Annotated in this window: 19 protein-coding genes; 9 read left to right on the top strand and 10 right to left on the bottom strand. The window is 70.4% G+C overall.

The window, feature by feature from the left end:
* Positions 1–171 precede the first annotated feature (171 nt).
* Positions 172–3,540 (bottom strand): exodeoxyribonuclease V subunit gamma, encoded by a 3,369-nt coding sequence (gene recC, locus AB0L97_RS19025; protein ID WP_364431120.1) that lies wholly within the window; start codon positions 3,538–3,540, stop codon positions 172–174.
* 257 nt (positions 3,541–3,797) lie between these two features.
* Here recC and AB0L97_RS19030 point away from each other — a divergent pair, with 257 nt between their 5' ends.
* Positions 3,798–3,995, top strand: a complete 198-nt coding sequence (locus AB0L97_RS19030; protein WP_355070929.1) for a hypothetical protein — start codon at positions 3,798–3,800, stop codon at positions 3,993–3,995.
* A gap of 164 nt (positions 3,996–4,159) precedes the next feature.
* Positions 4,160–5,005 (top strand): tat pathway signal sequence, encoded by an 846-nt coding sequence (locus AB0L97_RS19035; protein ID WP_364431124.1) that lies wholly within the window; start codon positions 4,160–4,162, stop codon positions 5,003–5,005.
* A 12-nt stretch (positions 5,006–5,017) separates the two neighbouring features.
* Here AB0L97_RS19035 and AB0L97_RS19040 read toward each other — a convergent pair whose 3' ends face one another.
* Positions 5,018–6,514 carry a cytochrome P450 gene (locus tag AB0L97_RS19040; protein ID WP_364431127.1) on the bottom strand — a complete coding sequence of 499 codons (1,497 nt, stop codon included), beginning with the start codon at positions 6,512–6,514 and terminating at the stop codon, positions 5,018–5,020.
* A 228-nt stretch (positions 6,515–6,742) separates the two neighbouring features.
* Between AB0L97_RS19040 and AB0L97_RS19045 the strand changes: the two genes are divergently transcribed.
* Positions 6,743–8,176, top strand: coding sequence for an NAD(P)/FAD-dependent oxidoreductase (locus AB0L97_RS19045; protein WP_355070924.1), 1,434 nt, complete (start codon positions 6,743–6,745; stop codon positions 8,174–8,176).
* A 152-nt stretch (positions 8,177–8,328) separates the two neighbouring features.
* Positions 8,329–9,147, top strand: a complete 819-nt coding sequence (locus tag AB0L97_RS19050) for a hypothetical protein (protein ID WP_364431131.1) — start codon at positions 8,329–8,331, stop codon at positions 9,145–9,147.
* Positions 9,148–9,267: 120 nt separating this feature from the next.
* Here AB0L97_RS19050 and AB0L97_RS19055 read toward each other — a convergent pair whose 3' ends face one another.
* Genes AB0L97_RS19055 through AB0L97_RS19070 form a run of 4 tightly spaced genes read right to left on the bottom strand, consistent with a single transcriptional unit; the run spans position 9,268 to position 11,695 of the window.
* Positions 9,268–9,948, bottom strand: a complete 681-nt coding sequence (locus AB0L97_RS19055; protein ID WP_364431134.1) for an urease accessory protein UreD — start codon at positions 9,946–9,948, stop codon at positions 9,268–9,270.
* A gap of 9 nt (positions 9,949–9,957) precedes the next feature.
* On the bottom strand, positions 9,958–10,677 hold the full coding sequence (gene ureG / locus AB0L97_RS19060) for an urease accessory protein UreG (protein WP_364431137.1): 720 nt from the start codon (positions 10,675–10,677) through the stop codon (positions 9,958–9,960).
* A gap of 25 nt (positions 10,678–10,702) precedes the next feature.
* Positions 10,703–11,368 carry an urease accessory UreF family protein gene (locus tag AB0L97_RS19065; RefSeq protein WP_364431140.1) on the bottom strand — a complete coding sequence of 222 codons (666 nt, stop codon included), beginning with the start codon at positions 11,366–11,368 and terminating at the stop codon, positions 10,703–10,705.
* Between the two features lie 9 nt (positions 11,369–11,377).
* Entirely contained in the window at positions 11,378–11,695 is a 318-nt protein-coding gene (locus tag AB0L97_RS19070) for a hypothetical protein (RefSeq protein WP_355070914.1), read from the bottom strand.
* A gap of 181 nt (positions 11,696–11,876) precedes the next feature.
* Between AB0L97_RS19070 and AB0L97_RS19075 the strand changes: the two genes are divergently transcribed.
* Positions 11,877–12,605 carry a hypothetical protein gene (locus AB0L97_RS19075; protein WP_364431145.1) on the top strand — a complete coding sequence of 243 codons (729 nt, stop codon included), beginning with the start codon at positions 11,877–11,879 and terminating at the stop codon, positions 12,603–12,605.
* A 15-nt stretch (positions 12,606–12,620) separates the two neighbouring features.
* Here AB0L97_RS19075 and AB0L97_RS19080 read toward each other — a convergent pair whose 3' ends face one another.
* Positions 12,621–14,093: an MFS transporter gene (locus AB0L97_RS19080; protein ID WP_364431148.1), complete on the bottom strand. Its 1,473-nt coding sequence runs from the start codon at positions 14,091–14,093 to the stop codon at positions 12,621–12,623.
* A gap of 60 nt (positions 14,094–14,153) precedes the next feature.
* On the opposite strand from AB0L97_RS19080, the gene AB0L97_RS19085 reads away from it, so the two are divergent.
* Both AB0L97_RS19085 and AB0L97_RS19090 read left to right on the top strand, forming a co-directional pair.
* Complete coding sequence (locus tag AB0L97_RS19085) at positions 14,154–14,828, top strand: helix-turn-helix domain-containing protein (protein WP_364431151.1); 675 nt, start codon at positions 14,154–14,156, stop codon at positions 14,826–14,828.
* A 46-nt stretch (positions 14,829–14,874) separates the two neighbouring features.
* Positions 14,875–15,867 carry a zinc-binding dehydrogenase gene (locus AB0L97_RS19090; RefSeq protein ID WP_364431154.1) on the top strand — a complete coding sequence of 331 codons (993 nt, stop codon included), beginning with the start codon at positions 14,875–14,877 and terminating at the stop codon, positions 15,865–15,867.
* Between the two features lies 1 nt (position 15,868).
* On the opposite strand, the gene AB0L97_RS19095 is transcribed toward AB0L97_RS19090, so the two are convergent.
* The gene (locus tag AB0L97_RS19095; RefSeq protein WP_355070904.1) at positions 15,869–16,546 is read right to left on the bottom strand and encodes an O-methyltransferase; all 678 of its coding nucleotides are present in this window, start codon (positions 16,544–16,546) and stop codon (positions 15,869–15,871) included.
* A gap of 116 nt (positions 16,547–16,662) precedes the next feature.
* Between AB0L97_RS19095 and AB0L97_RS19100 the strand changes: the two genes are divergently transcribed.
* Positions 16,663–17,505, top strand: a complete 843-nt coding sequence (locus tag AB0L97_RS19100) for an SGNH/GDSL hydrolase family protein (RefSeq protein WP_364431159.1) — start codon at positions 16,663–16,665, stop codon at positions 17,503–17,505.
* 68 nt (positions 17,506–17,573) lie between these two features.
* Here AB0L97_RS19100 and AB0L97_RS19105 read toward each other — a convergent pair whose 3' ends face one another.
* Both AB0L97_RS19105 and AB0L97_RS19110 read right to left on the bottom strand, forming a co-directional pair.
* Positions 17,574–18,839, bottom strand: a complete 1,266-nt coding sequence (locus AB0L97_RS19105) for an SPFH domain-containing protein (protein ID WP_364431162.1) — start codon at positions 18,837–18,839, stop codon at positions 17,574–17,576.
* Entirely contained in the window at positions 18,839–19,270 is a 432-nt protein-coding gene (locus tag AB0L97_RS19110) for an NfeD family protein (protein WP_355070898.1), read from the bottom strand. The genes AB0L97_RS19105 and AB0L97_RS19110 overlap by 1 nt, the downstream gene beginning before the upstream one ends.
* A gap of 130 nt (positions 19,271–19,400) precedes the next feature.
* Here AB0L97_RS19110 and AB0L97_RS19115 point away from each other — a divergent pair, with 130 nt between their 5' ends.
* The gene (locus AB0L97_RS19115; protein ID WP_355070896.1) at positions 19,401–20,225 is read left to right on the top strand and encodes a DUF3097 domain-containing protein; all 825 of its coding nucleotides are present in this window, start codon (positions 19,401–19,403) and stop codon (positions 20,223–20,225) included.
* Positions 20,226–20,304 lie beyond the last annotated feature (79 nt).

A 20,304-nucleotide genomic window follows, 5' to 3' on the forward strand; every position in this document is an offset into this window, starting at 1 on the left:
TGGTCACACACTCGGCGGACGTCGCGCTCGTCCTGGTGACCGGCCACGCCACACGGACCCGAAACGACTGTCCGGGCTGATATTCTGCCGCGCCCCCGGCCGCCCACCGGTGACCGACACGCGCCGCGGCGGCGTATTCCGGTGTCACGTGCCGCGTCGGTTCGCGATCGGTCACGGCTGGCCCTGGCTTTCCGCGGCCAGCAACGGGGCCCACATCCGCCGGGCCAGCGCGCCGAAGCGGGTGCTCTCGCCGGGTTCGCCCGCCGCGGCGGGCGCGGCCATGAGGTCCTCGAGCCGGGGCGCCGGGCCCCAGACGTAGCGAAGGTGGCGGTCGGTGTGATCGCCGAAGGGCCCCGGACCATTGGGACCGCCGTTGAATTCGCGCTCCGCCGCCGCGATCGCGTCGTCGGTGCTCGCGCCGCGGAAACGCCGTTCGGCGTATACCGCGGTGGCGGCGGGCGCGACGGGCAGCGGTTCGGTCAGGCCCTCGTCGCGCAGCGCGACGAGCCTGCGCAGGATCTCCCCGGCCGCGGGCGCGTCGGGTGCGGTGAGCTCGCAGCGCCAGGTCGGACGGCCGAATTGGCCGCGGCCGGTGCTCACCGCCCGCCAGGAACGGTCCTCGGTGACGGTCAGCGCCAGCAGCGAAACCCACGCTCCGATCCGGTGTTTGGGGGCCAGCCGGGAGAAGGTGGTGCGGACCAGGGTGTCGCCGCGCACCTCGGGCACGGTGCCGGTGAGCCGCCGCCCGTTGCCCAGGTCGACCGCGATGTCCACCGCGCGCGCCGGGCCCGCGTAGTCCGCTTGCGCGGCGCGCACCAACCGGTCCACGGTGTGCTCCACCTCGTCGAGCACGGCGGCGCCGAATCCGAACGGCGGCAGCGTGCCGCGCCGCCACTCCGCCGCCCGCAGCCCGGCCGGATCCGCGCCGGTCAGGCGGGCCGCGAGCAGGCGTTCGCCCAGCTCCCACTTGGCCAGGCCGTCCAGCTCGATGGGCAGCCGGTCGGCGATGTCCTCGTCGTGCTCGGGAACCCGCAGACCGAGCCGCTGCCACAGGAAAGCGCGCACCGGGTGCTCCACGAACGAGATCAGATCGGCCAGCGCGACATCCGCCGTTTGCGCGGCGGGCAGCGGCGCGGCCAAGAACCCCGGACGCGGCAGCGCGGGTCCATCAGCCGCGTGCGCGCCGGCCAGGGCCACCGTGTCGAAACTGAACGGCTGCTCGGCCCGGAAATTCCGGCGATCGAAGGATTGCAGCGGATGCCGCGTCACCACCGAGCGCATCGCCGCGGCGCCGACGTGGGCCCGCAGCGCGTCCAGCAGTTCGGCGACCGGAACGGCGGGCGGCCGGTGCGCCCCGCTGACCGGGTCGGCGCCGGTGTGGAACACCAGCAGCGTGTCCCGCGCCGCGAGCACGGCGTCCAGCAGCAGCTGCCGGTCCTCGCTGCGCGGATCGCGTTCGCCCAACAAGGGTTCGCGGGCCAGCACGTCGTCTCCGTCCGCGGCGCTCGCGCGCGGGAACATCTCGTCGTCCAGGCCGAGCAGCGCCACCACCCGGTGCGGCACCGACCGCATGGGCACCATCGTGCAGACGGTCAGTTCGCCGGTGCGGAAGTTGGCCCGCGTGGGGCGCGCCGCCAGCCGCGAACGCAGCAGCACACCGACGTCGGCCAGCCGCAACGACACCTCGCCCGCGTGGTCGGTGGCGGCGGCGAGTTCCTGCCTGGCCTCGGTACGCACCCAGGCCTGCGCGTCCGGCACGTCGGTCAGCAGATCCAGCGCGCGGCCGAGCGCGGCCGCCCATTCGTGCGCGGGACGGGGGCCGCGCAGGTCGCGCAGGCACACCGCGAGCCGGTCGACGAACTCCGCGAAGCGTCCGGCCAGATCGACGTCGTTGCTGTCCACGTCGTCCAAGGGCAGCGCGAGATCGAGCCAATCGTCGGAGGTCTCGCCAGCGGTGACCCCGAGCAGGATCCGGTCCACCGCGCTGTTCAGCGTGTTCTGCGCGAAATCGGCGAGCCCGAACGCTTGGCGCTGACGCTGCCCGATGCCCCACCTCGCCCCGGACTCGGCCGCCCACTCGCGCAATCGCTCGATGTCGTCGTCATCGAACCCGCAACGGCGCCTGACCGTCTCGGCGGCGGCGAGATCGAGCACCTGGGTCACCGTCACGCGGCCGTCGGCCAGCTCGAGCAGCACTGCGATGACCGCGAGCAGCGGATTGGTCACCCCGCGTCCCCGGTCGGCCAGGCGCACCCGCAAGCGGTGCGCCGGATGCTCCGAATCGCTCTGCGTCTCCGGCGATCCCGGCGCGCGCTGCCCGAATGCCGCGCGCACCAGCGGCGCGTACGCCTCCACCTCCGGGCACATGATCAGCACGTCACGCGGCTCCAGCGTCTCGTCGGCCGCGAACAGCCCGAGCAGGCTTTCCCGCAGGACCTCCACCTGCCGTGCGGGGCCGTGACAAGCGTGCACCTGTACGGTGCCGTCGGCGCCGACCTGCCCCGCCGCCGGTGGCCACTGGTCGTCCCGGATACCCCGTTGTAGTGCACGCAGCAATGTCATGGACGAATCATGCTGTGCCACAACGTCATCGAGTTCGCTGATCGGATGATAGGTGTCGGTTCCGGTGACGGCGGACGCGGCCAACCGCTGCTGCAACTCCCGGACGTCGCGCCCCAGTCCCGCCAGCAGCGGATGGGTGACCGCCGTGGCGCTGCGGTCCTCGGCGCGCGTGCGGGCAGGGGGCAGCTCGCTCAGGGTCGACCAGAGGACCGGACTCGGATGCACGAGCCACAGGTGCACGTCGCGGCCGGCGGCCAGCGCCGACAGCACGGCCAACTGGTCGCCGGCCAACCGGGTCACGCCGAACAGCGACAATCGCGGCGGCAGCGCGACCAGATCCGGACGCGCACGCAACCGGGCACAGGCGGCGTCGAGCCGCTCGGCCGGGCTCGGCGCCCCGATCTCGGCGCGCAGCCCGCGCCAGAGCATCGGCTGCCAGAGCAGGTCGTCGGGTACCGGAGCGCCCGCGCCATCGGTGTCGAGGCCCGCCGCCCACTCGGTGATCAGCGCTGGACGCTGAGCGGCGTAACTGTCGAACAGCGCGGCGACCTGGGCCGCGGTCGCGTAACGCCGTCCGGCGCGGTGCTCGCCGCCCGTGGCGTCTCCTGCGCCGAGATGCCTGGCGGGCACCGCGCACCAGGGCTCGGACAGCGAGGCGTCGATCACCCGCAGCAGCGTCCACACCGCCCGCTCCTGCGCCCACGGATCCTCCGCCTGCGCCACCCCGCTCGCCGCGGCCAGCGCCTCCACGACCAGCGCGGAAGGCGAGGGGAAGGCGATGTTGGCGCACACACCGTCGGCCGCTCCGCCCGCGCCGAGCACTCCCGAGAGCGTCTGCGTCAGCCAGCGCTCCACGCCTTTCGCCGGCACCGCGACCACCTCGGCCGCGAACGGGTCTTCCTGCGGCGACGCCAGCACCCCGGCGAGCGCACGGGCGAGGACGTCGGCGCGCTCGGCACGGTGGATGTGCAGCGGCATCTGCGCCCTCTCGATCGGTGGTGTCCGGCTGCCCGGCCTCGGACTTCGTGCACGTTTATACGCCCAGCGACCGACGTGCAATCGCACCGCCCCATCCGGAGTCCAGTGAAATAGACCACACCAGAACGGATTACTCCGACGTGTCACGCGGGCGCCGCCGCGGCGATGTGCGACAGTGCTGCACCGGGGAGGAGAGCTTGCACCGGGGCGGAACGAGAGAGCTGCACCGAAAGGCTGGTTCGCGTTCTATGGATGCGATGGTGATTCCCCTGCTTCCGAAAGGCGGATTCACGGTCCGCCGGATCGGTGACCGCTGGGACCTGATCAACTCGCGCCACTACGGTCGCACCGTAGTCCTGCATTCCTGGCCGAGGGACCGGCACACCGAGGCCTTCGAGCACTGCTACCGGCTCAACGGACGCACCGTCGAGGAACTGCGCGCCGCCTTCCGCTGACGTGTCCGGCCGGCGGTGACGATCGAATTCCACTGCGGCGCAAGCAGCCGGAACGGGCGCTAGCACACCCTGGATCCGAGCTCAAGACGTGCGTCCGGACCCGCGATGTGCGATCGTCATCCCTCGTGCGTTATCCGTCCCCCGCCACCCGAACCGTTCCCCGCGTGGCCGCTTCCGCCTGTGTCCTCGCCGCAGCGGCGATCATCGCTCCGAGCCTGCCCGCCGCGCTCCCGACCGCGGGCGCGGTGCCACTCGCGCACACGCAGGGCTGCCTGCCCGGCTTCGACTGCGATCTGAGCAGCCGCATCGCGAAGGCCGACGCCTACCTCAACAACCGTCCCGGTGTCACCGGCTACGTCCTGCGCGACCGGGTGTCCGGCGGGGTCTACGCCAACGCCAACGCCGAGAACGCGGTCTGGACCGCTTCCACGATCAAGCTCGCGATCGCCGCGGACCTGCTCAACCGGGCGCGGGTCGGCGCCATCAACCTGACTCCCGAGGACCGCGGTCTGATGGAGGGCATGCTCGCGACCTCGAACGACGGCGCCGCCGACCTGCTCTGGACCAAGTACTCGGGCATCGACCGGATGGCGTTCAACAACGCCTTCCGCGCCAACGGGATGACTTCGCTGGTTCCCCAGCCGACCAATACCGCGCTGTTCCCGGACTGGTCGTTCCAGAAGTGCACCGCCGCCGACCTCGACCGCCTGATGGACAACGTCCTCAACCGCATGCACCCCGACGACCGCAACTACCTCGTCGACCGGATGCGCGCGGTGGACTCCAACCAGCACTGGGGCGTGTGGGGCGCGGGCGCGAGCATGCGTCCCGGACTGAAGAACGGCTGGTCGGCCGAACAGGGCGGCTGGGTGGTCAACTCGGTCGGCTTCGCGGGACCGGGCGAGCGCTACACCCTGGCCATCATGAGTTCGCTGGGTGGCGCGGGCGGCTACACCGAAGGCGCCGAGACCGACACCAAGCTCGCGGAGATCCTGCTCGCGGGCCGCTGACCGCCCGGCCGCTCAGGCGGCCGCGCGCCTGCGCAACGTCATCGGCGCACCGTCCCTGGGGAAGGGAATCGTGGTGAATCCCCAGGGCATGCGGTATTTCTCGGGGATCCGCCACTCGTATGCACGCACCAGGGCGGCGGTCACCGTCTTCACCTCGAACGTGCCGAAGTGCATCCCGATGCACTTGTGCGCGCCCGCTCCGAACGGCATCCACGCGAGGCGGTGCGACTTGTCCTCGCGCCGCTGTTCGCCGAATCGCTCCGGATCGAAGCGTTCGGGGTGGGTCCACAGTTCGGGCAGCAAGTGATTCACCTGGTAGGCGAGGTCCACCGGGGCGCCGGCCGGAATGTAGTGGCCTGCGATCTCGGTGTCACGCACGGCGCGGCGCGACAGTCCAGGAACCGGCGGCATCAGCCGTAGGCTTTCCCGGACCACCAGATCCAGATCGTGCAGCGCCTCCAGGTCCGCGATGGCGGGCGGCCCGTCGCCGAGGCGCGCGTCCATGTCGAGCACCTCGGCGCGCACCCGCTGCTGCCACTCCGGGTGCTTGCCCAGGTAGTACGCGACGGCGGTGGCGGTCGTCGTCGTGGTGTCGTGCGCCGCCATGATCAGGAAGATCATGTGGTTCACCACGTCGGCGTCACCGAAGACGCCGCCGTCCTCGCTGCGCGCGTGGCACAACCCGGAGAAGAAGTCCGCCGTCTCGACGCGGCGCTTCTCCGGCAGCATCGCGGTGAAGTAGTCCTCGAGCACTCTCCTGCCGCGCAGCCCGGCCCGCCAGTTGCCGCCCGGCACCGAATGCCGGATGATCGCCAGCCCCGCGTGCGTGCAGTCGACGAACGCGTCGATGAGCTGGCCGCGCCGCGGGCCGACATCGATTGCCATGAACGTCTCGCCGGCGATCTCGAGGGTCAGCTCCTTGATCGCCGGATACAGCCGCACCGTGCGTTCTGCGTCGCGCCCTACCGGCACCCAGCGTGCGATGTACTCCCGCGCCACCGGCGTCAGCGCCGCCAGGTGCGCTTCCAGCCGGTCCCTGGTGAACGCCTGCTGCATGATCTTGCGGTGGAATTTGTGCTCGTCGAATTCCAGCAGCAGCAAGCCGCGCCGGAAGAACGGGCCGATGAAGTAGTCCCAGCCCTGGCCGAAGTCACGGCGCCGGTGCCCGAGTACTTCGTCGAGTGCGTCCGGTCCCGCGACCAGCACCCGGTCGACACCGAGCGATGTGTTCAGCGAGACGGGTCCGTACCTGCGGTAACGCTCCATCATCTCGGCCGGGCCCCAGCGCATGTAGTGCAACGCCCGGCCCAGGTAGGGCAGCCCGGCATCGCCGCGCACCGCGACGGTGTCGCTGCCCCGCGGCGGGGTGGCCAGCACTTGGCGCCGTTCCGGCAACAATCCCAGCGCCCGATCGATCAGATGGCCGTGCGGTACCTCGATCAGCGCGATGTTCTCCGAATCGGCCCGCACGCTGGGCTTCCGGCCGATCGCACGGTCACCGGCGACCATGGCAATCCTCCCTGAGCGACAGTTACCATCGTAGGCTCTCGACCTCGCCCGCTCGGCCGGTTCGGTCGCGACGATCCTCCCCGCCCCGGCCCGGCGGCAGTGAGATATCGCACCGCAACACGCCAGGAACGGACATCTCGTCGTGACGGTGCCCGACTCGACGGCTACGGTTTAGCTGTCAGGAACCCCCGCCGGGGACGACCCCCAGGTCCATCGAGGAGCAGGACGATGAGCACTCAGACTGTCGAGAACGGCCGGCACCGGGTGGTGGTGATCGGCTCGGGCTTCGGCGGCCTGTTCGGCACCAAGCACCTCAAGCGCGCCGACGTCGACATCACGCTGATCTCGAAGACCTCGACCCACCTGTTCCAGCCGCTGCTCTACCAGGTCGCCACCGGCATCCTCTCGGTCGGCGAGATCGCGCCCGCCACGCGGCTGGTGCTGCGCAAGCAGAAGAACGCGCAGGTGCTGCTCGGCGAGGTCACCGACATCGACCTGACCGCCAAGACGGTCACCTCGCGCCTGCTCGACCAGGACACCGTCACCCCCTTCGACAGCCTGATCGTCGCGACCGGCGCGCAGCAGTCCTACTTCGGCAACGACCGGTTCGCCACCTACGCGCCGGGCATGAAGACGATCGATGACGCGCTCGAGCTACGTGGCCGGATCCTCGGCGCCTTCGAGCAGGCCGAGCTCGCGACCACCCAGGAGGAGCGCGACCGGCTGCTGACCTTCGTCATCGTCGGCGCGGGCCCGACCGGCGTCGAGCTGGCCGGACAGATCGCCGAGCTGTCCGACCGCACGCTGGAGGGCACCTTCCACAACATCGATCCGCGCGACGCGCGGGTGGTGCTGATCGAGGGCGCGGGCGCGGTGCTCGGCCCGATGGGCCCGAAGCTGGGCGGCAAGGCCGAGCGGCGCCTGGAGAAGATGGGCGTGGAGATCCAGCTCAACGCCATGGTGATCGATGTCGACGCGTTCGGCGTCACGGTGAAGGACTCCGACGGCACGATCCGCCGCATCGAGTCGGCGTGCAAGGTGTGGTCGGCGGGCGTGCAGGCCAGCCCGCTGGGCAAGCTGATCGCCGACCAGTCCGACGGCACGGAGGTCGACCGCGCGGGCCGGGTCGTGGTCGAGCCGGACCTCACCGTCAAGGGCCACCCGAACGTCTTCGTGGTCGGCGATCTGATGTCGGTGCCGAACGTGCCGGGGCAGGCGCAGGGCGCGATCCAGGGCGCGACTTACGCCGCCCGGCAGATCACCGCGGGGCTGAAAGGCCAGACGCCGCAGGAGCGCAAGCCGTTCAAGTACTTCAACAAGGGCAGCATGGCCACGATCTCGCGATTCAGCGCCGTCTGCCAGGTGGGGAAGCTGGAGTTCGGCGGGTTCATCGCGTGGCTGGCCTGGCTGGCGCTGCACCTGTACTACCTGGTCGGCTACCGCAGCCGGATCATCACCGTCATCCAGTGGTTCGTCACCTTCCTCGGCCGCAGCCGCGGACAGATGGCGGCCACCGAGCAGTGGGTGTTCGCACGATTGGCCTTGGAGGCGATCAGCAACGGCGACGACGAGGACGCCGAACAACTGGCCGCCGCTCTCGGCGCTTCCACCAACAGCCGGGTCGCGGTGGACAAGGCGCATACCGACGCGAAAGCCGGCTGATCCCGCCGTAATAGCGCGTTCGACCAATCCAGGTCACCGGCAGATCCGAATGTGGGGCGTCGACGTCTCCTTCGGATGAAAGGTGATCTATGGGCACAGGCAAGCACCGAGCACCCAAACCGCACCGGGCGAAGTTGGGTCCTCTCGTCGCCATGGGAACGGTTCCTCTCGTTCTCGCGCTGGTGGGAACCGGCACCGCGAACGCGGCACCCGATCGGCCCGTTCCGGTGACCCGGACGGATCCCACCGATCAGCCGGCCCAGTGGCCCGCGGCCGAGGCCCCGAACGTGCGCCCGTACGAAGGTGTGCGGATTCCGGACGACACGCTGAGTTCGTTGCAGTGGGCGCGTCCGTTGCCGAATCCGAAGTATCTGGCCCCGCTGGAAGGGCTGCACGGCCCCGTTCCCGTCGCGCCGGTGCCGCCGATCGCGCCGCCGCCGCACAAGCTCCGCTTCGGAGACGTGCAGGTCGACGCACCGGATTGGCTCTACCGGGAGCAGGCGATCCAGCTCAACGACGGCGCCGCGATGGCCGAGGCGAATATCGCGACGTACCTCGACTCGATCGGGATGGAACGCACGAGGTCCGATCGGGTGGCGGGCCAGACCGTGGGCGCCGCCGCCATCGGCGCCGCGGCGGGCGCCGCGTTCGCGAGTCCGTTCGCGCTGTTCGGAGCGGCCGTCGGCGGAGGTCTCGCCCTGGCCATCGGTCTGCCGTTCGCGCCGATCGGTCTCGCCGCGGGCCCGATCGGGGCCGCTTACGGCGCGGCCCTGATGGCCGCCCCGTTGGCTGCCATCGGTGCGGGGATCGGCGCGGGACTCGGTGCGGTGCACGCGCTGAGCGCACCTCCCCGGGCGCAGGGCGCGCCGGAGGCGGTCGATCCGGCCCCGGAGAACACCGCCCCGGCTTCGGAAGCCACCGACACAGCTCCGGAGGCCGGAGACACGGCCCCGGAGACGGCCAACGGCTGATCGGATGGGGCTTCCGAGGAGCGAGCCGGAAAGGTGGGAACCCGACGACGCTGTCGGGCTCCCACCCTTTCTATCTCCAGCTCTCGGCCGGATTACACCTGTGTCGAACGAAACGATTGATCAGCGCCGCGGCTCGGCATGCTCCACCCCGGAGACGCCCAACAGCGCCCCGGTGCGGGTGAACAAACTGCCACCCGCCGCCAGCGGCAGCCGAGTCTGCGTCAAACCCGTTGTCGCCGCGACACATTCGTCCGGATAGACGAGTTCGCTCTCCAGGGCGCGAGGCGCGGACAGCGCGTCATCGGCCGCTGTGTCCGCGCCCAGCGCCAGCCGGTGGCGCAGCAGAGGCGTGTCGTCGATATCGGCGATCAGGTCACCGCGCCATATGCCGCCGTCCTCGCCCGCGCGGCCGATCTGGACGCGTTCGCGCATTCGCAGCCGGGCGCCGGAATCCAGCCGGATCGTGGTGACGGTGTGGTGCCGCGCACCGCCCGCGACGATCATCGGTTCGGGATCGAAATCCAATACTCCCCCACTACCGACCTCGAGCTGCCAGCGTCCGCACGATTGCGGCGTCGCCGCGCCCGGCAGTGCCAGTGTCGCCGCGACCGAGCGGACCACCAGTTCGGCACCCGGCGCGACCACGATCACGATGTCGAGTTCGTCGCCGCCCAGCGGCGTGGCGGCGGTGCCGATCAGATGGACCGCACGCGGTCCGGTGCGGCGGGCCGACAACCCGCCGCTGGCATGAATCTCCGGAAGCGTCCCTGGGCGAGCGACGATGCGTAGCTGCGTGCGCACCGGCGACACTCAATGCGCGGCGGCGGATTCGCCGGCGCCCGCCCGGTCCTGCTCGGCGACCGCGCGCAATTGCTCGCGTACCCAGGCCAGCACCGGCGTCGCCGCGGGATCCTCGGTGAGCGAGACGAGCACTGTCGGCCGGTCCGCACGCACCCGCGCCGCATCACGCTCCATCACACCGAGGTCCGCGCCGACCAACGGCGCCAGATCGGTCTTGTTGACCACAAGCAGATCCGAGAACGTCACGCCGGGACCGCCTTTGCGCGGCACTTTGTCGCCACCCGCCACGTCCACCACGAAGATCTGCACGTCGATCAGGCCGGAGGAGAACGTCGCGGTCAGATTGTCGCCGCCGGATTCCACCAGGATGAGGTCCAGCGGCGGATTGGCGGCGACCAGATCGTCGATCGCGTCGAGATTGGCGGTGATGTCGTCGCGAATGGCGGTGTGCGGGCAGCCGCCGGTCTGCACGGCGGTGATCCGCTCGTCCGGCAGGACCGCGTGCCTGCGCAGGAAGTCGGCGTCCTCGGTGGTGTAGATGTCGTTGGTCAGTACCGCCAGCGACAGCTCGTCGCGCAACTGCCTGCACAGCGCGGCCACCAGTGCGGTCTTGCCCGAACCGACCGGGCCGCCGATGCCGATGCGCAGCGCCTCCCCGGGCGTGCGGGCCCGTTTCGGCCGCTCGTGCCCGTGGTCGTGCGGCTCACCGTCGATCAGATGCGGGGGCATGGGGCGGTCTCCTTCTTCCGGGGCGTCAACTCGCGAACAGGGGCATGTCCCGCTGCCGATGCCGCTCGGCGAGCACGTCCTGCAGCGGGTCCGACATCGCGGCGAGACCGGTCACGGCCTCGGCGGCGACGCGATCGCACAGGTCGGCCAGCCGGACCGTGCACGCGGCGATCGCGGCGGGGTCCAGGGCCAGCAGACGCTGGGCCGCGGTGGCGGCGCCGGTGAGGGTCGTGTAGACGACCACACCGGCGATCTCCCGGGGCGGCACCGCGGCGGCCGCGCCGACCATTCCGAAGACCGTGGACAGATGCGGTGTCGTGGCGAGCGGCGACCAATCGTGCCGGGGCCACAGCTGTTTCGCCAGGCGCAACAGACCGCGGCCCTGGGCACGGGACGCGGCCCGCGCCGCGGGTGCGGGCGTGCGCGCGTCGGCTTCCGCTTCGGCCCGCGCCGGATCCAGTTCGCCCGCGCAGACCGCCGCGGCCAGGGACGCGGTGACCAGCCCCGAGGTCCGGATGCGGCGGCGCAGATACAGCTCGACCGTCACGACGTCGCGGACCAAGCCGGACGCGACGGCTTCTTCCACACCGCCGGAGTGCACGTGGCCGCCGATCGGCAACCGTGAGTCGGCGAGCGCGAGCACCATCGTGAGACCGGACGCGGCCGGACCGATCGCAGCGGGTTCGCGCATCCGTCGATCCTATGTCCCGGCGTGTCGGATGGATGTCCCGGTCGTTTCGCGGAGGTTCCGGTCCGCGCCGGACATGTCCCGCACGAGCCGTGGCAGGTCCTGGCGGGCGAGGTAGGCGGCGATGCTCAGCTCACCCTCGGCGCGCAGGACCGGGAAATCGCTGTAGAGGTCGAGGGTGGGCGCGTCGCCTAGGGTCATCGTCCAGTGTGCCGAGCTGAGCCAGCAGTGCCCGCCGATCGCGATGGTGGACTGGGTGGCCAGCGTCGCGCGCGGTGCGGCGAGTCCGTGCGCCCTGGCGCGAGCGGCGGCGATGAATTCCTCCCTCATGACGCACCGGCTCGTCGTGGGCGTGACCACTCACGAGCGGTATTCGACTCGCGGGAGGCGCGCCGGTGCGCGACTCGAGCATTTCTACTCACGCACCTGGCGGCGATCATGTGTTCGAATGTTGCGGGCGCACAGAATTCTTCACCAGGGCTACGCCCGGTGCATCTACCGAGGGGGCGAGGTGTCGACGCCGGACACGCGAGTATCTGCCGCACAGTGGATCGCGCGCGCGATCGCGATCGTGGTGCTGGTTCCGATCCGTCTGCTGTGGGAGGGCGTTCTGCTTCTGTGCCGCGCCACGGCGGCGGCGCTCGGGTACATCGCGCGACATCTGCTGGTCCCGGCGGCCGAGCTGATCCGGCACTGGGTGCTGCGGCCCGCGTGGATCGTCGTGAAGGATTTCCTGTGGGGCTGGGTGGTGCAGCATCTGCTGTGGGGCTCGGTGCTCACGCCGCTGCTGTCGCTCCTGCTGGAACACCTGTTGCGACCACTGCGGCGTGCGGTGGAGGTCTTCCTGTGGCGCAAAGTGATTCGTCCCGCTGGGGCCTGGTTGCTGCGCTGGGTCGTGTATCCGATCGCGTATGCCATCGCCTGGGTCTGCCACCAGACCGTCAAGTGGCTGATCGTCTGGCCCCTGTCGCAATTGTGGCGTTGGGTGCTGCACCCGCTCTGGAAAGCGGTGCGCGTGACCGCGCGCTACGGGTGGCGTGTGGCCACGCTCATCGTGGGTGTGCTCGTGGTGCTGCCGTGCCGCGCGCTGTACCGCCACGTGCTGCGCCCGGTGTTCGCCGCCTTCGCCGTCGTCTGGCTCGCTGTGGTGGTGCGCCCGGTCCGCTGGGTGCACGGCACGATCGTCCGGCCGATGAACCGCTGGGCGGCCGAGATCATGACTTCCGTCTTCGGCCACTGATCCCGGCCGCACAACTCAGCGCGAACGTGGAGCGGCGAAGCGGGCGATCAGCGCCATCGCCGTGAGCACCGTCGCGCCGACGGCCACCGCGACGTGCATGCCGTCGACGAAGGATCCGCGCGCCGCCTCGATCAGCGCCGCGTTCCCGCCGGCCTGCTGGATGGTCTCGCCGAGCGTCGCCGCGTAGTCGCCCCCGGACCGGAAGATGAGCGCCGCGAGCGAACCGAGCAGCGCGAGACCCAGCGCGTTGCCGAGTTCGAAGCTGGTTTCCGAGATACCTACCGCCGACCCGGCCCGCTCCGGCGGCACCGAGGACACCGAGACCTCCGACACCAGCGTGAAGGCCAGACCGTAGCCGATTCCGGCGATCGTGGAACCGGCGAGGTACCAGCCGAGTCCGTCGTACGCGCCGACACCGAGCAGCATCAGGTTGCCCGCCGCGGAGGCGAGCAAGGCGAACACGAAGGTCGCGCGGGCGCCGAAGCGATGCCCGACCCGGGCGCCGCCCACCGAGCAGACGAAGACCGCGATCGCCATGGGGATGCCGAGCAGCGCCGCCGCCAGCGGCGTGCGCCCGGTCACCGATTGCAGATAGACGCTGGTCAGATAGCTGAGGCCGGCCAGCGACATCATGCCGGTCAGGCTGGCGCCGATCGCCACCGAGAACTGGGGCCCGGCGAACAGCCGCAGATCGAGCAGGGGCTCACGCAGCTGTCGCTGCCTGCGCACGAAAACGGTCAGGATCACCGCGCCGACCAGCGCGACGACGATCGCTTGCGCATCGATGCCCTTGGTGGCGGCGTGTTTGATCCCGTACACCACCGGCAGGATGCCGCCGATCGACAGGACGACACTCGGCAGATCCAGCGGTCCCCGCACCCCCGCCCGATGCTCCGGCAGCACGAACGGGCCGAACGCGAGCAGGACCAGCAGCACCGGGATGTTGATGAGGAACACCGAACCCCACCAGAACTGGTGCAGCAGCACGCCACCGATGATCGGTCCGACAGCAGAGCCGCCCGCGAAGAACGCCGTCCAGACGCCGATCGCGGCCGCTCGCTCCCGCGCGTCCGGGAACAGGCTCGAGATCAGCGCCAGGCTGGACGGCAGCAACGTCGCGCCGCCGATGCCCATCAGCGCCCGCGCGGCGATCAGCACGCCCGCGCTGGGCGCGAACGCCGCGATCACCGACGCGATGCCGAAGACCACGGCGCCGGTCAGCAAGATGTTGCGCCGCCCGATCCGGTCGCCGAGATTGCCCATGGTGATCAGCAGGCCCGCGATCAGGAAGCCGTAGATGTCCAGAATCCACAGTTGCTGGTCCGCGGACGGATCCAGATCGAGGGTCAGTGTCGGCAGCGCGAGGAACAGCACCGAGATGTCCATCGAAACCAGCAGCACCGGCAGCAGCAGGACCGCCAAGCCCAGCCACGCCCGCCGCGAGCCCGTCGTGGCCGGCTCGGTCCGGACCGGCTGCACGTCTGTCATCACCGAACATCCTCTCCATGACGCGTACGTCGTACGCATTATTCCGGGTACAGTGTACGCATGCTGCACCGCGCCGCCATCATCGACACCGCGATCGAGCTCGCCGACACCGAAGGCTTGGACGCGCTGTCCATGCGGCGCATCGCCGATCGGCTCGGGGTGGGAGCCATGTCGCTGTATCGCCACGTCGCGAACAAAGACGAACTGCTCGCGCTGATGACCGACGAAGTGGCCCGGCGCAACCCGTACCCCTCCCCCGAGGGACAGCGGTGGACCTGGCGCGACCGGGTCCGCATCGCCGCCGAGGTCGACTGGGCCCTGTACCGGCAACATCCGTGGGTGCTGCTCACCTTCGCCACTCCGCGCTACAGCTTCGGGCCGCAGAGCTTGGCCTGCCTGGCCTGGTTGGTCGACGGGTTCCTGGAACTCGGCGTGTCCACCCGCGAGGCGACCGGCATGTCCTTCACCGTCTGGAACTACATCTCCGGCGCGACGCTGCCCGAGATCAGCGCCGAGCTGATGGCGCGCAAAGGCATGGATCCAGCGGGCGACAACGGGCTGCGGACGCTGCTGCACGGCACAGCAGAGGGACCGGTCCCCTCCGCGTTGGCCGATCTCGCCGGCAGCGGTGTACGCGATCTGACCCAGGAGGAGCTGCTCTACGACGGGCTCGACGCGCTCTGCGACGGCTTCCAGGCCAGGGCGGCCCGGCGCGACCGGTTGACCTCAACCTAACTTGATGCTGGAGGCTGACCGGCGACGCCAACGAACAGGAGCCACCGTGCACGCCATCCGCCTCCACGCTTTCGGCCCGGCCGAGAACCTGCGCTACGAAATCGTTCCCGATCCGGTGCCTGGCCCCGGCGAAGTCCGCATCGCGGTGGCGGCGGCCGGTGTGCACCTGGTCGATACCGCCCTGCGCAAGGGGGAGCCCGGGCCGTTTCCCTTGCCGCAGTTGCCGACCATCCCCGGGCGCGAAGTCGCGGGCACCGTGGACCGCGTGGGCGCCGATGTGGATGCGGGCCTGCTGGGCGCGCAGGTGGTGGCCCATCTCGGCCCGGTGCCCGGCGGTTACGCCGAATTCGCCGTGACGGACGCGGCCCGGCTGCACGAGATTCCGGCGAACCTCGATCCGGCGGAGGCGGTGGCGATGATCGGCACCGGGCGAACGACCATGGGCATCCTGCAGTTCACCGAACTGAAGCCCGGCAGTGTCGTCCTGGTGACGGCCGCGGCGGGCGGCATCGGCACGCTGCTGGTGCAATTCGCGAAGAATGCCGGAGCCACGGTGATCGGGTTGGCCGGTGGCCCCGCGAAGGTCGATCAGGTGCGACACAATGGCGCCGACCTGGCGGTCGACTATCTGTTGCCGGATTGGCCGGACCGGGTCCGCGTTCGAATCGGCGACCGCGGGGCGCACGTGCTGTTCGACTCGGTGGGCGGCGCGGTCGCCCGCGCCGGAATCGATCTGCTCGCGCCGGGCGGCCAACATCTGGTCTATGGCTGGTCCGGCACATCGAACGACGAAGGGCCGGTCCGGCTCTCCGCCGCAGAACTCACCGAACGGGGTATCACCTCCGAGACGGTGATCGGTCCGCCGATGCTGGCGCGCGCGGGCGGCGATCTGCGCGTCCTGGAGAACCTCGCCATGGCCGAGGCGATCGCCGGACGGCTGCGACCCGGCATCCAGCGCTTCGCGCTCGCCGACGCGGCCGTCGCGCACCGCGCGCTGGAAACGCGCGGGACGACCGGCAAAGTGGTGCTGGAGCCCTGACTCACTCCACGTTGTCGCCGTTCACCACGGCATAGGCGAAGCCGTCCCAGCCCTTCGCACCGACGGTCTGCACCACGGTCGCGTCCAGGCTCGGTTCGGCGGTGAGCAATTCGACGAGTTCGCGACTGGCCTGCGCGTTCGGGTCCTCGGACCGCTCGTCGGCGATCGTGCCGCCGCGCACGACGTTGTCGACGATGATCACCGAGCCCGGCCGGGTCAGCCGCAGCGCCCACAGTACGTAATTCGCGTTGTTCACCTTGTCGGCGTCGATGAAGACCAAGTCGAACGGTTCCGGATCCTCCTGCGTGAGCACGGGCAGGCTGTCCAGCGCGGCGCCGACCCGGATCTCCACTCGGTCGCCGACGCCAGCACGGTCCAGATTCGCCCGCGCCACCTCGGCGTGCCGGGCGGCGAACTCGAGCGTGACCACCCGCCCCTTGGGGCCGACCGCGCGGGCCAGCCAGATCGTGCTGTATCCGCCGAGCGTGCCGATCTCCAGCACGCGTCGCGCGCCGACCGTCCTGGCCAGCAGATGGAGAAACTTCCCCTGCGGCGGTGACACGTCGATCGCGGGCAGGCCGGCCGCCTTGTTCGCCTCCAGCGCCGCGTCGGAATCGGGATCCGCCACCAGTGTCTCCACCAGGTAGCTGTCCACATCGGCCCATCCAGATGTCGTCATACCTCGCAGTCTGCCACCCGATTCCACCCGCGGGCACGCCTCCGGCGAGTAGCGTTCGGCACGGAGAGACGTACATGTTTCGTGAGCGCGCCGACGAATGGACGGACAGAAACGACATGACGAATCTTGCGCGGGCCACAGCGGTCACCGCCTGTCTGATCGCCCTGGGCGCCGTCTCCCCCGCCGCGGCCGATCCCATCGGCGGGGCCGAATACGTCGCCGTGGGCGATTCCGGGGCGGCCACCACGGGCGTGCGGAACTTCGACATCTCGGCCCCGTTCCGATGCCTTCGCTCGACCGCGAACACACCGCAACTGGTCGCCCGGGACTTGGGCCTGCGGATCGACGACCGCACCTGCAACTCCGCCCTCATCGCGGACCTCACCGCCCCGCAGCAGCCGGGCATTCCGCCCCAGTTCGATCCGCTCGGCCCCGCCACCAGGTTGGTCACCGTGCACATCGGCGCCAACGACGCGTTGATGGCCGAACACATCGTCGCCTGCCACGTCTACGGCCTCTCCGGGGCCGGTACCTGCGCCGGTCCGGACTGGGACGTCGACATCGATGCGATCGCGGCGCCTTACGCGGCCGCATTGCAACAGATCTCGGCCCGGGCGCCGCACGCGCTGATCGTCGTCGACGGCTGGCCGCGCTATGTGCGCGACGGCGGCTGCCCGGCGCTGGTCGGTCTCCGCCCGTCCGACGCCGCGCCCATCCAAGCCGCCTTCGATCATCTCAATTCCGTGGTGTCCCGCGTCGCCACCGCGCACGGCGCGATCTACGTGGACACCAGCGCCGCATCGGAGGGCCGCGACGCGTGCGCGCCCGTCGGCGTCCGCTGGATGGAGCCCGTCCTCGCCACCGAGACGCTGCTGCCCTACCACCTCAACCCGCAGGGCATGCGCGGCATCGCCGATGTCGTCGTCCCGGCGATCCGCGCCGCCGGACTGCCCGGCTGAGTGATCCGGCCGCACCGACGCGACCGCCCCGAACTCGGGCGGAGTCCGGGGCGGCGCCCGGCGCGAGGTTATTTCGTGAAGTTCTCCGGCGGCTGCCAAGGACGGCCGTGCGGGTCGTCCGGGCGCTGGGCCGGAGGTTGCTGCGGCGGCTGCTGCTGAGCCGGGAAAGCCTCCTGCGGAGGGATGACCGGCTGGTGCGGCGAAGGTTCGAACGCCGGCGGGGGCGGTGTCGGGGTCAGCCCCTCGACCGGGGTCCGCGCCGTGGCCTCGGCGGCGCGCACGGCGCGCTCGATGGTCGGGTCGGGCGCGGTGTCGAACCAGTCCGCGACATCGGAGTCGTCCTCGGGCTTTGCTTCCGCGCCGTCGGAGGCGGGCGGCTCGTACCGGAACACACCGTCCTCGCCCTGCGTGCCGAAGCTCTTCGCGAACCCCTCCAGCGCCTTGCCGAAATCGCTCGGCACCAGCCACACCTTGTTGGCGTCACCGCGCGCGACCATGGGCAGCGTTTGCATGTACTGGTAGGCAAGCAATTCCGGCGTCGGCTTGCCGGATTTGATGGCGGCGAAGACCTTTTCGATGGCCTTGGCCTGGCCTTGCGCCTGCAGGTAGGAGGCGGCGCGCTCACCTTGTGCCCGCAGGATACGGCTCTGCCGTTCGCCTTCGGCCGACAGGATCGCCGACTGCTTGGCGCCCTCGGCGGATAGGATCTGCGCCTGCTTCGAGCCCTCGGCCGTCTTGATCTGCGATTCGCGCTGTCCCTCCGCGGTGAGGATCATGGCGCGCTTCTCGCGATCGGCCTTCATCTGCTTCTCCATCGACTCCTGGATCGACGGCGGCGGATCGATGCTCTTCAGCTCGACCCGCGCGACGCGCAGTCCCCAGCGCCCGGTCGCCTCGTCCAGCACGCCGCGCAGCTGGCCGTTGATCGAGTCGCGTGAGGTGAGAGTCTGTTCGAGCGTCATGCCGCCGACGACGTTACGCAGTGTGGTGACGGTCAACTGCTCGACAGCGGCGATGTAGTTGCTGATCTCGTACACCGCCGCCTGCGGGCTGGTCACCTGGAAATAGACCACCGTGTCGATGTGCAGGGTGAGGTTGTCCTCGGTGATCACCGGCTGCGGCGGGAACGACACCACCCGCTCCCGCAGATCCACCTTGGCGCGGACGCGGTCGGCGAACGGCACGAGGAACGTGAGTTGGCCGGAAACCGTCCGCGAATACCGCCCGAGCCGCTCGATCACCGCGGCCTCGGCCTGCGGCACCAGCGCGATCGACTTGAAGACCACCACCACGACCAGCAAGATGAGGACGGCGGCAACGATCAGTACAGCCATCAAGGCCCCTTCCAGACGACGGCGGTCGCGCCGTCGATCTTCATGACATAAACGGTCGTACCCGGTTCATAGACTTCGGTCGTGTCCATCGGCCGCGCGGTCCACACCTCGCCATTCAGTTTCACCTGGCCGGAGTGCGCCGCCACCTGCTCGAGCACCAGAGCGGTCTTGCCCGGCAGGGCGTCCACGTTCGTCGGCGTGGGCGGAGGAGTTCCGTAGCGACGCCGGATGATCGGGCGCACACCGAGCAGCAGCACCGCCGAGATCACCGCGAAGACGACGGCGTCGGCCACGACGGAGGTATCCGCCGCCGCGCTGACACCCGCGGTGCCCAGCGCGGCGACACCGAGCATCAGCAAGGTGAGGTCGCCGGTGAGCATCTCCGCCGCCGCGAGCAGAATGCCCGCGACCAGCCAAAAAATTGCGGCCACACGACCACTGTAGTGCGCGGATCATGATCTCGGGCGCATCATCGACGAGTACTCCCGATGAATTCCACGCGTGGACGCGCGGTGCCCCTGGTCCGCCGAAAGCCACAGCGGCGGTGCTAGCTTCAGGCAGGTGAGCGGGCGTGACAGGTATGGCGACATCTTCTCCGGGCATCCTCGATCGAAGAAAAGGGCGGTGCCGACGGTCACCGCGGAACGCGACCTGGTGGTCGAGGATGCCGCCACCGGATTCTGCGGCGCGGTGGTCGGATTCGATCGCAGCTACGACGGCGAGTTCGTGAAGCTGGAGGACGCTCGCGGCACGGTGCGCCTGTTCGCGCTGCGCGAGGCGGCGTTCCTCATCGACGGCGAGCCGGTGACGCTGGTGCGGCCGCGGGCCGCCGCGCCGCAGACGCCGAACCGCTCGGCCTCCGGCTCCACCAGGGTGGAGGGCCTGCGCGCCCGGGTCGCCCGTGGCAGCCGGATCTGGGTGGAGGGCGTGCACGACGCCGCGCTGGTCGAGCGGGTGTGGGGCCACGATCTGCGCGTCGAGGGCGTCGTCGTCGAGCAGTTGGAAGGCTTGGACAATCTTGCCGCTCGGCTGGCGGACTTCCGGCCGGGCCCGGGCAGGCGGGTCGGCGTGCTGGTCGACCACCTGGTGACCGGATCGAAGGAGACCCAGCTGACCACCGGCCTCGGGCCACATGTCCTGGTGACCGGGCACCCGTTCGTCGACGTCTGGCAAGCCGTGCGCCCGGCCACCCTCGGCATCGCGGAGTGGCCGCGGGTGCCGCGCGACGAGGACTGGAAGACCGGCGTCTGCCGACGCCTGCGCTGGGGCTCCCCGCAGGACGGCTGGCGGAAGGTGTACGAGGCGGTGTCCTCCTTCCGCGACCTGGAGACGCCACTCATCGGCGCGGTCGAGCGACTCATAGATTTCGTCACCGAGCCGGACTAGCGACGGCGGAGGATGAGCGCTCCGCTCCGATGCCGGACGGTATCCGCACGGACTCGCTCGGCGCGGGCAGCGCGGCGCC

This window comes from Nocardia sp. NPDC051911, from assembly GCF_040681035.1.
In the GTDB taxonomy this organism is placed as follows: domain Bacteria; phylum Actinomycetota; class Actinomycetes; order Mycobacteriales; family Mycobacteriaceae; genus Nocardia; species Nocardia sichangensis.